The organism is Kitasatospora sp. McL0602, assembly GCF_052076145.1.
In the GTDB taxonomy this organism is placed as follows: domain Bacteria; phylum Actinomycetota; class Actinomycetes; order Streptomycetales; family Streptomycetaceae; genus Kitasatospora.
Genome location: NZ_CP197246.1, coordinates 5,668,010 through 5,680,746, shown reverse-complemented (window position 1 = coordinate 5,680,746; position 12,737 = coordinate 5,668,010). Strand labels below are relative to the sequence as shown.

General features: G+C 73.7%; 11 protein-coding genes and 1 riboswitch. Of the genes, 2 read left to right on the top strand and 9 right to left on the bottom strand.

The window, feature by feature from the left end; all coding sequences use genetic code 11:
• Window positions 1-32: 32 nt before the first annotated feature.
• The 5 genes from ACR68M_RS25895 to ACR68M_RS25875 all read right to left on the bottom strand — a co-directional run bounded on the left by ACR68M_RS25895 (window position 33) and on the right by ACR68M_RS25875 (window position 3,943).
• Window positions 33-725, bottom strand: a complete 693-nt coding sequence (locus ACR68M_RS25895) for an endonuclease/exonuclease/phosphatase family protein (protein ID WP_441246518.1) — start codon at window positions 723-725, stop codon at window positions 33-35.
• Window positions 726-853: 128 nt separating this feature from the next.
• On the bottom strand, window positions 854-1,795 hold the full coding sequence (locus ACR68M_RS25890; protein ID WP_441246517.1) for an ROK family glucokinase: 942 nt from the start codon (window positions 1,793-1,795) through the stop codon (window positions 854-856).
• 195 nt (window positions 1,796-1,990) lie between these two features.
• The gene (locus ACR68M_RS25885; protein ID WP_441246516.1) at window positions 1,991-2,245 is read right to left on the bottom strand and encodes a DUF5304 family protein; all 255 of its coding nucleotides are present in this window, start codon (window positions 2,243-2,245) and stop codon (window positions 1,991-1,993) included.
• 106 nt (window positions 2,246-2,351) lie between these two features.
• Window positions 2,352-3,512, bottom strand: a complete 1,161-nt coding sequence (locus ACR68M_RS25880) for an ArsA-related P-loop ATPase (protein ID WP_441246515.1) — start codon at window positions 3,510-3,512, stop codon at window positions 2,352-2,354.
• Window positions 3,512-3,943 carry an SRPBCC family protein gene (locus tag ACR68M_RS25875; RefSeq protein ID WP_441246514.1) on the bottom strand — a complete coding sequence of 144 codons (432 nt, stop codon included), beginning with the start codon at window positions 3,941-3,943 and terminating at the stop codon, window positions 3,512-3,514. Before ACR68M_RS25875 ends, ACR68M_RS25880 begins: the two co-directional genes overlap by 1 nt.
• Before the next feature lie 261 nt (window positions 3,944-4,204).
• Between ACR68M_RS25875 and ACR68M_RS25870 the strand changes: the two genes are divergently transcribed.
• Window positions 4,205-5,998, top strand: coding sequence for an AMP-dependent synthetase/ligase (locus ACR68M_RS25870; RefSeq protein WP_441246513.1), 1,794 nt, complete (start codon window positions 4,205-4,207; stop codon window positions 5,996-5,998).
• Between the two features lie 68 nt (window positions 5,999-6,066).
• Here ACR68M_RS25870 and ACR68M_RS25865 read toward each other — a convergent pair whose 3' ends face one another.
• Window positions 6,067-7,203 (bottom strand): glycosyltransferase family 4 protein, encoded by a 1,137-nt coding sequence (locus ACR68M_RS25865; RefSeq protein ID WP_441246512.1) that lies wholly within the window; start codon window positions 7,201-7,203, stop codon window positions 6,067-6,069.
• 199 nt (window positions 7,204-7,402) lie between these two features.
• On the opposite strand from ACR68M_RS25865, the gene ACR68M_RS25860 reads away from it, so the two are divergent.
• Entirely contained in the window at window positions 7,403-8,752 is a 1,350-nt protein-coding gene (locus ACR68M_RS25860; RefSeq protein WP_441246511.1) for a glycosyltransferase 87 family protein, read from the top strand.
• Window positions 8,753-8,764: 12 nt separating this feature from the next.
• Here ACR68M_RS25860 and ACR68M_RS25855 read toward each other — a convergent pair whose 3' ends face one another.
• From ACR68M_RS25855 to ACR68M_RS25845, 3 genes are all read right to left on the bottom strand, one after another.
• On the bottom strand, window positions 8,765-9,997 hold the full coding sequence (locus ACR68M_RS25855; protein WP_441246510.1) for a hypothetical protein: 1,233 nt from the start codon (window positions 9,995-9,997) through the stop codon (window positions 8,765-8,767).
• A gap of 59 nt (window positions 9,998-10,056) precedes the next feature.
• Window positions 10,057-11,121 carry an NlpC/P60 family protein gene (locus ACR68M_RS25850; protein WP_441246509.1) on the bottom strand — a complete coding sequence of 355 codons (1,065 nt, stop codon included), beginning with the start codon at window positions 11,119-11,121 and terminating at the stop codon, window positions 10,057-10,059.
• 272 nt (window positions 11,122-11,393) lie between these two features.
• Window positions 11,394-12,485: an NlpC/P60 family protein gene (locus ACR68M_RS25845; protein WP_441246508.1), complete on the bottom strand. Its 1,092-nt coding sequence runs from the start codon at window positions 12,483-12,485 to the stop codon at window positions 11,394-11,396.
• A 10-nt stretch (window positions 12,486-12,495) separates the two neighbouring features.
• A riboswitch (cyclic di-AMP (ydaO/yuaA leader) is annotated at window positions 12,496-12,681 on the bottom strand.
• Between the last annotated feature and the right edge of the window lie 56 nt (window positions 12,682-12,737).

Below are 12,737 nucleotides of genomic sequence, written 5' to 3'. Positions count from 1 at the left end.
GCCGGGCGGCACGCCGGACGGGCCGTCAGCTGTCAGGCGCCCGGCACCCGCAGGTCGGCCAGGACGGGCAGGTGGTCGGTCGCCGCCAGCAGATCGGCCGGTGCGAGACCGGGCAGGTCCTGCGGCACCCCGCAGGCCAGCACCTCGACGCCCTCGGTGACGAACACCGCGTCGATCCGCTGGTACGGCCGCTCGGGTACGGAGGTGAAGGTGCCGCCCCAGGGCGCGGCGAGGTGGGCGTCCCGGTACCGCGCGGCCAGGCCCTGCCAACCGGGCCCGTCCGGATGCTCGTTGAAGTCCCCGGCGATCACACCGTGCTCACCCGGGGCGAACTGCTCGGGGAGCAGCGCGAACTGCCGCAGCCGCTCCTCCGGGTCGAGGCTGAGGTGACAGCTCGTCACCACGACCGGCTCCCCGGCGTCGACCCGCAGCAGCGCGGTCGCGAAGCCCCGCGCGTGCAGCCCCCTGGTCTTCGGCAGCAGCCTGTCCCTGGTCTCCAGCACCTCGACCTCGGGCCGCCCGAGCAGCAGTGGCCCGGCCGCGATCCGCCCCCCACCCGAGAGCACCTTCGTCCCGGTCTCCCGCGCCAGCCAGGCGACCTGCCCACCCGGCCGCCAGTACCGCGGCGACTCCTGCACACACACCACATCCGGCCGACAGGCCCGGATCACCCGCACCAACGCCCGCCGGTCGTCCCGCAGCGACCGCACGTTGTAACTGAGCACCCGCACAACCACTCCCGTTGGGTCACCCCAGGGGCGCGGGGAACTGCGCGAGGCGGAAGGTACGGCGCCGTCTCTCCCGTTTCGCGCAGTTCCTCGCGCCCCTGGGGGCTGGCCAATTGCGTGCAGCCTCAGTAACGGGCCAGGTCCCCTGCGCCGACGATCCCCGCTGCTGAGCCCATCGACGCGAGGACGACCTCGGCCCGGGGCCGGTGCACGCCGCCCGTCAGGTAGGTGCCGAACGCCTTGGCGACGGGGTCGAGCAGTAGGCGGCCCGAGTCGGAGACGCCGCCGCCGAGGACGAAGACGCCCGGGTCGAAGAGTGCCGCGAGGTCGGCCATGCCCCGGCCGAGCCAGTCGGCGAGCTCGGCGTAGCACTCCAGCGCGAGCGGGTCACCGTCTTCCGCGGCCTCGGTGATGTGGATGCCCCGGATGGTCTCGGCGACGCCGTCGTTGAGTTCGAGCATCCGCTTGCCGGCGATCGGGTCGGCCGCCGCCTTCTCGCGGCCGTACCGCCGCAGGGCCCGGCCGGAGCCGTACTGCTCCCAGCAGCCCTTGCCGCCGCAGCCGCAGAGCAGGCCGTCCGGCACCATGTTGAGGTGGCCGATCTCGCCGGCGACGCCGAAGCGGCCGCGGTGCAGACGGCCGTCGAGGACGAGCCCGCCGCCGATGCCGGTGCCGACGGTGATCAGCACCATGTCGGTGTGCTCGGCCGCCGCGCCGAAGCGGAACTCCGCCCAGGCGGCGCAGTTGGCGTCGTTCTCGATGACGGCGTCGAGGCCGGTGAGCTCCTCGATCCGGGTCTTGAGCGGCTCGGCCTCCCACGCGATGTTCGGCGCGAAGATCACGGTGGAACGGCTGGAGTCCACGAAGCCGGGGGCGCCGACGCCGACGCCCGCCACCTCCGGGTACTGCTCCCGGAGCTCACGGACGGCCTGGGCGATGGCATCGACCGCCCACTGGGGGTCGGCGGGGGTGGGTACCCGGGTCCTCGCCAGGATCTCGCCGTTCTCGTCGACCACGCCTGCCGCGATCTTCGTCCCGCCGACATCGACGCCGATGGTCAGAGCCATGTGTCCCTCAGCTATTCACTCGTTCCCGCTGAGCGGAACGGTACCGCCTGAGCGGCCTCCCGTACACACCTCTGCCTACATGAATCGAAGACAATTCGTGAGGAAGCGAGCTTCTCGACTTCAAGGGTCGTACATTCAGGCCCGCTGGGTGACAGAGCAAAGTCACTCCGCCACAACAAGCGGAATACGCCTTCACTACTTGTCGGACGGCTCGTCAAGGTCGATCGGCTCACCATCGGCGCGTCCGGGCGAAGCCCAGCGGCGCTCGTGACCCGAGACGGCGGCCCGGTACGCGGCCAGCAGTTCGCCCCCGGCGGCGGCCAGATGCCCGTAGACCTCGGGGTTCTGCTCCCGCAGCTTCCCGCCCAGCTGCTGCGCCTTGTCCCCCACGGCGACCGCGAACCGGCGGATCTCCTCCGCCAGCGGGTTCTCCTGCTGTTCCTCTGCCATCGGGCGCCTCCCTCGGGGCGGCCAACCGGCAGGCCGCTGCACGCTCGACGCTACCTCAGCCGGGCATCCCCCCAGGGGCGGTGCAACGCGACCTGCTGCCGCGGCACTAGCGCGGCCAGAGCGCCGGGTCGGGCGCGAAGCGCACGGAGAGCACACCGTCCGCCAGCCCGGCCCCCGCCACCGTGCAGCGGCGCAGCGCGGCAGGCAGCGGCAGGGTCCGCCGGTACGCGCCGATCCCCACCACCAGCTCGTCGCCCCGCCGGACGAGTTCGAGGTCGGCCCGGTCCGCGCCCGGCAGGGCGAGCTGCCAGACCAGCAGGCCGTCCTCGGCGAGCCGGTCCTCGACCGGCCAGGTCAGCGGCTCCGGCGACGGGCCGGGCCCGTCCCCGTACAGCTGGGCGGCCATGCCCTCCAGGGTGGCCTCCGGCTGGCGGCAGACCAGCACCGGCACCCGCACCGAGCCCGCCAGCTCGGCGAGCCGCTCCTGCTGGCGCTCGGCGAGGGCCGCCAGCCACGGGTCGGCCGAGCCCGCCGCGCCGACCGGCAGCGCGCGGTGGGCGATCAGGGCGTCCAGCCGGTGGCCGGCCAGGGCGAGTCCGGCGTGGATGCGGCGCAGCTCGTCGGCGCTGTGCGTCTCGGCGTCGAGCACCAGGCGGACGGAGGTGCCGGGCGCCTCGATCACGGCGCGGGCCTCGGCGAGCGCCTTCGCGGCCCAGCCCCGGGCCTCGAAGAGCCAGTCGGCGGGCATCGGCACTCCGGCGACGGCGGCGAGCAGCGGCCGCAGGGCGCGGGCGGCCTGGCGCTGCTCGGGCAGCAGCCGGGCGAGGTAGCGGTCGAGCTGCTCGGGCAGCGCGAGGGCGGCGAGGAGTTCGGCGGGCGGCGGCGCGGCGACGACCAGCACCTCGGCGTCGGCGGCGCGCAGCGCGCGGAGCAGGGCCAGCTGCCGGGTGCCGGGCAGCGCGGTGAGCTCCTCGGGGTCGAGCGGTGCGGCGCCGAGCAGGTCGAGGGCGGGCCGCAGGCGCGGGCCGAGCTCGCCGAGCGCCGTCCGGAAGGCGGCCTGCTCGTCGACCCGGGCGGCGCTGAGGTGCTCGGCGTACGGGGTGGGGTGCTCGGTGAGCCGGGTGCCGAGGACGGCGTCCAGCGTGCGGTGCGGGTCGTCGGCGGCGAGCAGCAGCGTCCGGCGGCCCTGGCGGGCGGCGTGGAGGGCGGTGGCGGCGGCGACCAGCGCCGAGCCGTCGCCGCTCACCAGGATGGTGCGGGCTACCACTAGCCTTCGACGCGCTTCTTCAGGCCGGCCAGGGCGCGGTCGATGATGACCTTCTCGGCCTTGCGCTTGATCATGCCGAGCATCGGGATCTTGACGTCGACGGCGAGCTGGTAGGTGACCTCGGTGCCGCCGGCGACGGCGGCCAGGGCGTAGGAGCCGTCGAGCGAGCGCAGCATCTGGCTCTTCACCAGCGTCCAGCTGACCTCGCGGTCGCCGTCCCAGGTGTAGGCGAGCACGTGCTCGTCGCGGATGGCACCGGCGTCGAGCAGCAGGCGCACCTCGGCGGCCCGGCCGTTCGGGGCCGTCTCCAGCACCTCGATCTCCTTGACCTCGCCCGTCCATGCCGGGTAGGCGGCGAAGTCGGCGATCACGGCCATCACCTCGGCCGGGGTCGCGGCGATGGTGATGCTCGACCTGGTGTGTTCCGCCATGGAACGGCCCTCCGCGTCTCTTCAGATGTGCGCCCAGGGCAGGTTATCGCGCCCGGCGGCGCCCGCTTGCCCTTGGGGCGCCTGTTCGTCTGTCGCTACCGGCGGGTCACGGAGTGGCTGTCATAAGGTGCGGGGAGAGGCCATCGGCACTCCGACCTGCGGGTGTGACTCTTCGAACACCGGGGCCGACTCCCCTGGCCGAATCCACCTACCGGGCAGTAACGTCCTGCCGTCCCGCAGCGTCGCAGACGAGGAGCAGCCTTGCTCGAGTTCAGCCTTCCGGCCCGCTACCAGGTACCGAGCGGCGGTAACCTCTCCGACCTCGTCCACCAGAACGCCGAGCAGTACCCGGGCGTCGCGGTGCTCAGCCGGAAGACCGACAGCGGGTGGGCCGACCTGACGGCAGCGCAGTTCCTCGCCGAGGTGCACAGCGCCGCCAAGGGCCTGATCGCCGTCGGCATCGCGCCGGGCGACCGGGTCGGCGTGATGTCCCGCACCCGCTACGAGTGGACGCTGCTGGACTTCGCGATCTGGTGCGCGGGCGCCGTCACCGTGCCGGTGTACGAGACCTCCTCCGCCGAGCAGGTGCAGTGGATCCTGGGCGACTCCGGCGCAGTCGCCGTGATCACCGAGACCGATGCGCACGCCGCCGTGGTCGAGCAGGTCCGGGGCTCGCTGCCCGATCTCGCGCACAGCTGGCAGATCGAGCGCGGTGCCGTGGCGGCCCTCGCGGCGGCGGGCGGCAAGGTCGCCGACGCCACCGTCACCGAGCGCCGCTCGACGGCCTCCGCCGACTCGCTCGCCACCATCGTCTACACCTCGGGCACCACCGGCCGCCCGAAGGGCTGTCAGCTGACGCACGGCAACTTCATGTCCGAGCTCGGCAACGTGACGGCCCGTCTGGAGCCGCTGTTCACCACCGGCGAGAGCTCGGTGCTGCTGTTCCTGCCGCTGGCCCACGTGCTGGGCCGGATCGCCGAGATCGCCGCCGCGATCGCGCCGATCAAGCTCGGGCACGTCTCCGACATCAAGGACGTCACGGCCGAGCTGGCCGCCTACCGTCCGACGCTGATCCTGGGCGTGCCCCGGGTCTTCGAGAAGGTCTTCAACACCGCGCGGGCCAAGGCCCAGGCGGACGGCAAGGGCAAGATCTTCGACCAGGCCGCCGACACCGCGATCGCGTACAGCCGCGCGCTCGACCAGGGCGGCGCCTCGCTCGCCCTCAAGCTCAAGCACAAGGTCTTCGACCGGCTGGTCTACTCCAAGCTCCGCGCGGCACTGGGCGGGCGGGCCACCCACGCGATCTCCGGCGGCGCGCCCCTGGGCGAGCGCCTCGGCCACTTCTACCGGGGCATCGGCTTCACCGTCCTGGAGGGCTACGGCCTGACCGAGACCTGCGCGGCGACCGCCTTCAACCCGCACGACAAGCCGAAGATCGGCACCGTCGGCCAGCCGCTGCCGGGCTCGGCGATCCGGATCGCCGAGGACGGCGAGGTGCTGCTCAAGGGCCCGCAGGTCTTCACCGGCTACTGGAACAACCCGACCGCGACGGCCGAGGCCCTGCGGGACGGCTGGTTCGCCACCGGTGACCTGGGCACCCTCGACGACGAGGGCTACCTCTCCATCACCGGCCGGAAGAAGGAGATCATTGTCACAGCGGGTGGCAAGAACGTCGCCCCCGCCGTGATCGAGGACCGCATCCGGGCCCACCCGCTGGTCGGCGAGGTGATGGTCGTCGGTGATCGCAAGCCCTTCATCGCCTGCCTGCTGACGGTCGACGAGGAGTTCTTCCCGAAGTGGAAGGAGCTCAACGGCAAGCCCGCAGCCGCGACGGTCGCCTCCCTCCAGGACGACCCGGACCTCCTCGCCGCCTTCCAGTCCGCCGTGGACGACGGCAACCTCGCCGTCTCGCACGCGGAGGCCGTCAAGAAGTTCCGCGTCCTCGACGCCGACCTCTCCGAGGCCAGCGGCCACCTCACGCCGTCCCTCAAGCTGAAGCGCAACCTCGTCCTCAAGGACTTCGCCGCCGACGTCGAGGCGCTGTACCAGCGCTGAACAGCTGAGAGCAACCACCACAGGGGCGCGGGGAAGTTCCCCGCGCCCCTGTCGGTTCAACAGTTGCGTCAAGCGGCGAGCAGCGACGTGAGCCGCCCCGCGAGGGTGTCCCAGCGCCAGGAGCGTTCGACCCAGCGGCGGCCGGCCTCGCCCATCCGCTGCCGCAGTGCCGGGTCGTTCAGCAGCCGGACGATCCGCTCGGCGAGCGCGTCGGTCGAGCGCCCGGGGACGACGTAGCCCGTCTCGCCCTCCAGGACGGCGTCGGGCGCCCCGCCGGAGTCCCCGGCGACGACCGGCAGGCCGGTCGCGGAGGCCTCCAGGTAGACGATCCCGAGGCCCTCCACGTCCAGGCCGCCGCGCCGGGTGCGGCATGGCATCGCGAAGACGTCCCCGGCGCCGTAGTGGGCGGGCAGCTCCTCCCACGGCACCGCGCCGGTGAACCGGACCGAGCCGGACACGCCGACGCTCGCGGCGAGCTTCTCCAGGTCGGCCCGGTAGGGGCCGCCGCCGACGATCAGCAGCACCGCGTCCGGCACGTCCCGCAGGATCTGCGGCAGCGCGGAGATCAGCGTGTCCTGCCCCTTGCGCGGCACCAGCCGGGAGACGCAGACGATCACCGGACGGTCCGTCAGCCCGAGCCGGGCGCGGATCTCGGCGCCGCCGGAGTCGGGGCGGAAGGTCTGCTCGTCGACCCCCGGCGGGAGCTGCACCATCCGCCCGGCCGCCTCCGGCCCGACGGCGGCGGCGATCCGCGAGCGGGTGTACTCGCCCAAGTAGGTCAGCACGTCCGTGCCCGCGCCGATCCGCCGCAGCAGCTGCCGGGAGCCGGGCAGCTGGGCCCAGGCCGCCTCGTGGCCGTGCGTCATGCCGAGCAGCTGCCCGGCCCCCGCCCGGCGCAGCGCGGGGGCCATCAGACCGAGCGGTGCGGCGGCGCCGAACCAGACCGAGTCGCAGCCCTCCGCCCTGAGGATCTGGGCGGCCCGCCGGGTGACCCGGGGGGTGGGGACCATCATCTTCGTCCGGTCCCTGATGACCGGGAATGGCTGTTCGGCGTCGAACTTGGCGACCTCGCTGCCGTCCCGCCAGGTCGAGGCGTAGACCACGATGCTCCCGGCGGGCTGGCGGACGGCCATGTTGTGGACGAAGGCCTGGATGCCGCCGGGGCGCGGCGGGAAGTCGTTGGTGACGATGAGGGTCTTGTGCATCCACGGCTCGCTCGGTCGGGGGGTGCTCGGTGTACCCCTCTCTGATCCGTACCATAGGTCAACACCACCGCTCGCCGGGAACGCCGTCGGGCCGCGCACCGTTCGTCATAGGTCGCGCCGGCCGGAGCGCCGGGGCGGTGTCCGGGGGCATCCAGCGCGCGGCCGAGGTGCGCGGTGTCCGAGAGATGCGAGGAGCACAGTGGAGTTGGTCCCTGCCGGTCGTACCGGCGCCACCGGCAACGGCGGCAGTACCGCGCTCTCGCTGCCTCCCTCCCCGGCGGGCGGTGCCCTCTGGGGCCTCGGTGCGGCCTGGGTCGTCACCCGGGTACTGATCGTCCTGATGGTGCTCGGCATCGTCAGGATCTCCGGCACGGACGTGACGGCGGACGTCTCGGTGATCTACCACGGCTGGTACGAGGTGCTGCAGACCGGCACCTTCCCGCTCGACGACGTGACCTGGCAGTACCCGCCCGGCGCGGCGCTGGTCATCCTGCTGCCGGGGCTGCTGCCCTGGTCGTACCTGATCTCCTTCTACGTGCTCTGCGGGGTCTTCGACGCCGTCACGACGGGGCTGCTGATGCGGGCCGGCTCGCGCCGGGGCCGCAGCTTCACCGGCGCCTGGGTCTGGGTGGCGGGCGTGCCGCTGCTCGGGCCGACGGTCTACTGCCGGTACGACCTGATCGTCACGGCGATCGCGGTGGCCGGGCTGCTGGCGGTGCTGCGGCGTCCGGCGCTGGGCGGGGTGCTGCTGGGGATCGGCGGCATGGTGAAGATCTGGCCGGTGCTGGCCCTCGCGGGCACCCCGCGCGGCCGCCGCACCCGGCGCTCCTGGACGGCCGCGCTGGCCACCCTGAGCGCGCTCGGCTTCCTGCTCGCGGCGGGGATGAACGGGGCCTTCGAGTTCCTCAAGTTCCAGCGCGACCGGGGCATCGAGGTCGAGTCGCTGAGCGCGCTGCCGCTGCACTTCGCCCGCCTGGCGGGCAGCTGGCACGGCCAGGTCTCGATGAACTACGGCTCGCTGGAGCTGCTCGGCCCCTGGGTCACGGTGATCTCCAAGGTCTCCGTGGGGGCGACGGCCGTCGGCTTCGGCTGGCTGCTGGTCTGGCGGCTGCGGGCCCAGCGCTGGCAGCCCTCCACCCCGTACGACGCGGCGCTGGCCGCGCTGCTGGTCTTCACCGTCACCAGCCGGGTGATCAGCCCGCAGTACCTGGTCTGGCTGGTCGGTGTCGCGGCGGTCTGCCTGACCGTCCGTGGCACCAGCCAGAAGCCCGTCGCGGTGCTGGTCCTGGTCGCGACCCTGGTCACCACGCTGGAGTTCCCGGTCCTCTTCGGCCAGGTGCACGCCAGCCAGCCCTGGGGCGTCGCGGTGCTGACCGTGCGCAACCTCCTGCTGCTGGCCGCCGCGCTGCTCTCCTGCCGCCGCCTCTGGCGCTCCACCCGGGCCCCCGAGCCGGCCCGCACCGTCGTCCTCCCGGCCCTGGAGTCCGCCACCCCGGCGGCCTACTCCGTCCGCCCGGGTATCGCGTACGAGCAGCACCTGCTCAAGTAGCCGGCGGGGCCACTAAGAGAGCGTCCGCCTGAGCTCGGCGACCCACAGCCGCAGGAAGTCGTCCAGGCCGATCCCCAGCCGGTCGCGGAGCAGCCCGTCCAGCCACTGCTCGCGGGAGCCGGTCGGCCCGGCCGCGCCGACCGCGCGGTAGAAGGCGGTCAGCTGCGGCTCGCCGTACTTGGCGGCGATCAGTGAGCAGGCCGACCAGCCCTGCTCGTACGCCTGCGCTATGCCCGCCGAGCCGGCCTTGAAGTCGGCGTCGGCGGGGAGGGCGGTGGGCAGGCGGCCGGCCTTGACGTCCTTGGCCAGTTCGGGGGCGATCTGCCGGGGGGTGCGGCCGCTGGTGCGGTAGCCGGTGTAGTCGGCGACGCCCTCGGAGAGCCAGAGCGGGGTCCAGGCGTGGGTGTCGGCCCGGGTGGCGACGTGGGTGGCCTCGTGGGTGGTGACGACGCGTCGGCCGAGTTCGGTGAGTTCGGCGTAGGCCTCGGGGTTGACCAGGATGCGGTCGGCGGCGGCGTGCAGCGGTGCTCCGGCGGCGGCCGTGGTGACGGCGGCTATGCCCTGGTAGTCCTCGGCCCTGACGCCGAGCAGCTGCGCGAACTGCGCCTGGGTCGCGGGGGTCTCGACCAGCAGGCGCCCGGCCCAGCCGGTGCCCCAGAGGGCGCTGACGGCGGGCACGGCGTGGTCGGCGAGCGCCGCCGTCCGGGCCAGCTCTGCGGGCTCGGCGAGGCCGAGGACGACGCTGTGCTGCCCCCGGGCGACGTGCACGGCGCCGAGGTCCCAGAGCGCGACCGCCCCGGCGGGCTCCTCGGCGGCGAGCAGCCAGCGGCCGCCGGGCCGGGTGAAGGTGAGCGTGCGGGTGAGCAGCGCGGGGTGGTCGTCGGTGCCGCGCAGGCAGTAGCCGAGTTCGGCGGTGGCGGTCACCCGGTCGGCGCCGGGGGCGGCCGGTTCGGTGAAGGCGGTGATCCGGTAGTCGAGGTCGTCCAGCGGCAGCTGGGCCAGCCGGTCGAGGGTGGCCAGCTGGGCGGCGGCGGCCTCGGGGGCGGCGCCGGCCAGCAGGGCGGCCCGGTCGGGGCGCAGCAGGGCGGCGGAGCGGGCGGCGAGCAGGGCCTCCAGCTGCGGCCGGACGGGCGGCGTCGTGGCGGGCGGGGGTTCGGTGGCGAGCGCGGTGCGGCGGCCGTAGGGGGGCGAGAGCAGGGCGAAGGCGCCGGCGGCGAGCAGCAGGGCCCCACGCCGGGGCAGCACGGTGCGACCCGCCCCGGGTGTCCTGGGCAGGTCGCCGACCAGCTGCTCGCCGTCCGCGCTCAGACCCGCACCACCCCGCTGACGGGCATCGCACTGACGCTCTCGAAGCGGACCCGGGCGCCGGGGTAGGGCGCGTGCACTACGACACCGCCGCCGGCGTACATGCCGACGTGGTGGCTGTCCTTGTAGAAGAGCACCAGGTCTCCCGGTCGGGCCTCGGAGAGGCTGATCCGCTGCCCCGCGTGGGCCTGTTCCTGCGAGGTGCGCGGCAGCGAGACTCCGGCCTGCCGCCAGCTCCAGTACATCAGACCGGAGCAGTCGAAGGTACGGGGGCCGGTGGATCCGTAGACGTACGGGGAGCCGATCTTGCCGATCGCGGCGGCGAGCGCGGCGGCGGCGCGTTCGGAGGAGGCGGGCTGGCTGCCGAGGTCGAGGCGGTCGGTGCCCCGGGTGGCCCGGGTCTCGGCCTCCTGGGCGTCCTGGGCGACGAGCCGGGCCCGTTCGGTGGCACCGAGGCTGTCGAGCAGGCGCTGGGCCTTGGTGAGCCGCTGCTGGACCTGCTGCTTGCTCTCGGCGAGCGAGCGGCGGACCTGCTCCAGCTCGGCCAGTTTGGCGGCGGTCTCGGCGCGGTGCTGGTCGAGGCGGCGCTGACGGTCCACCACCTGGTGCAGCGTCTCGCTCTGCCGCTCGGCGGCCTGGTCGAGGCTGCGGGCCCGGGTGAGATAGGCGGCCGGGTCGGAGCTGAGCATCAGCTGCACGGTGGGGTCGATGCCCCCGGCCCGGTACTCGGCGGCGGCGACGGCGCCGAGGTCGGCGCGCATCCGGTTGACCTCGGCCTGCCCGGCGGCGACCTGGTCCTCCAGGGCGCCGGTCTCGCCCTGCAGCCGCTTCTGGTACTCCTGCGCCGCGTTGAACTTCTCGGAGGCCTGCTCGGCCTCGTCGTAGAGCTGGTCGACCTGGGCCTTGACGTCCTTGCGGGTGGGCGGCTCGGCGGGTGCGCCGGGGGCGGCCTGGGCGGTGCCGCCGACGGCGGCGCCGATGACGCCGGTGGCCGCTGCGGTGATGGCCAGCGCACGGGCGAACCGGTGGACGCCCGGCAGGGGGGAACGGCGGGGCGTCGGCATGCGGCGGCTGCTCCATCTCTGCGGCCGGGCCACCGCCGCCGCCCGGAGTGGGCGGCCGTCCTCACGGAGGTCCGGGGGCAGACGTTAGCGAGTCCCGGCGATCTAGTCCAAACCTCCGCAAGCTCGAATATTCGCCCACTAATCGGACATCAGATCCACTTCGGGGTAACGCCGCAGGCCCGGCACCCCACCGCGGAGGTGGAGGTGCCGGGCCTGCTGGAGCCGTGGGCGGTGCGTCAGGTGCGTCCGGTGCGTCCGGTGCGTCCGGTGCGTCAGACCCGGACGATGGCCGAGACGCCCATCGTCGACGCGGACTCGTACCGGACGACCGCGCCCGTGTGCGGGGCGTGGACGACCTGGCCGCCACCGACGTACATGCCGATGTGGTGCGCGTCGGCGCCGAAGACGATCAGGTCGCCGGCCTTGGCGTTCGCGAGGTCGGTGCCCAGGTTCGTCCCGGCGTGGGCCTGCTCCTGCGAGGTACGCGGCAGCGTGACACCCGCCTGGGCGTACGCCCACTGCATCAGACCGGAGCAGTCGAAGTTGTTCGGGCCCGCTGCGCCGTAGACGTAGTCGGCGCCGAGCTTGCTCTCCGCGGCGGCGAGCGCGGCGGCGGCGAAGGAGCTGCCAGGCGCGGCGCTGCCCGGTGCGGGGGTGCCGAGGGTCGGGCGGCTGGTGCCCCGCGAGGCCCGGTCGGTGGCCTGGTTGGCGGCGGCCTTGGCGTCGGCGGCGGCCTTCGCCTCGGCGGCGGCGAGCGCGTCGCGCTCCTGCTGCGTCAGGGTGTCGAGCAGCGCCTGGGCCTTGGCCAGCTTGGCCTGGACGTCGTCCTTGTCGGCCTTGAGGCTCTTGGTGGTCGCGTCGAGCTCGGCGAGCTTGCCCTGCGCCTCGGCCTTCTGGTCGTCGAGCTTGTGCTGCTCGTCCTTGAGGGTCTTCAGCGCGTCGGCCTGCGAGGTGCCGATCTGGTTGACGGCCCCGGCCTGGGTCAGGAAGGAGTCCGGCGAGGCGGAGAGCATCAGCTGGACGGTGGGCGAGATGCCGCCGTTGCGGTACTGCTCGGCGGCTATCTCGCCGAGGCTGCCCTGGATCGTGCTCACCTGGGCCTGCTGGCGGGCGACCTGGTCCTGGAGGGAGCCGACCTGCTTCTGCAGGGCCTGCTCCTTCTCGGTGGCCGCGTTCAGCTTCTCGGTCGCGACCTCGGCCTGCTGGTTCAGCTGGTCGACCTGGGTCTTGACCTCGTCCTTGGTGGGCGCCGGGTCTGCATGGGCGCCGGCCTGGGACGAGAGTGCCACCGCGGTGGCGGCAGCCGCGGTCATCAGGGTGATCCGGGTGCGACTTGCGGGCTTGGGACGACGATGGGACGCCACGAAGGCGGGCTCCTTCTTCCTACGGCCGCCTACCGGGTGAGCTGACGGGTTCGGGCTGGAAGAGATGCCCTACGACGCCTCACCGGTGGGCCGTCTCGCGACGGCCGCCCGACCTGGCGCCGATTCACCCCGAGGAAACGTGGTTCCCCGGCTCCGATACACAGCTCCCCCGCAGGGGATTCCCCGTAAGGCAGGTGACCCTGCCCCGCTGCTTCTCGAACTCGGCGGTAACCACCGCCGCCACCCGGCTGG

Excerpts from the sequence above, each read along its gene's own strand:
- ACR68M_RS25890 (WP_441246517.1), bottom strand. The coding sequence starts at position 1,795 with ATGGCTCTGACCATCGGCGTCGATGTCGGCGGGACGAAGATCGCGGCA.
- ACR68M_RS25885 (WP_441246516.1), bottom strand. The coding sequence starts at position 2,245 with ATGGCAGAGGAACAGCAGGAGAACCCGCTGGCGGAGGAGATCCGCCGG.
- ACR68M_RS25875 (WP_441246514.1), bottom strand. The coding sequence starts at position 3,943 with ATGGCGGAACACACCAGGTCGAGCATCACCATCGCCGCGACCCCGGCC.
- ACR68M_RS25865 (WP_441246512.1), bottom strand. The coding sequence starts at position 7,203 with ATGCACAAGACCCTCATCGTCACCAACGACTTCCCGCCGCGCCCCGGC.
- ACR68M_RS25850 (WP_441246509.1), bottom strand. The coding sequence starts at position 11,121 with ATGCCGACGCCCCGCCGTTCCCCCCTGCCGGGCGTCCACCGGTTCGCC.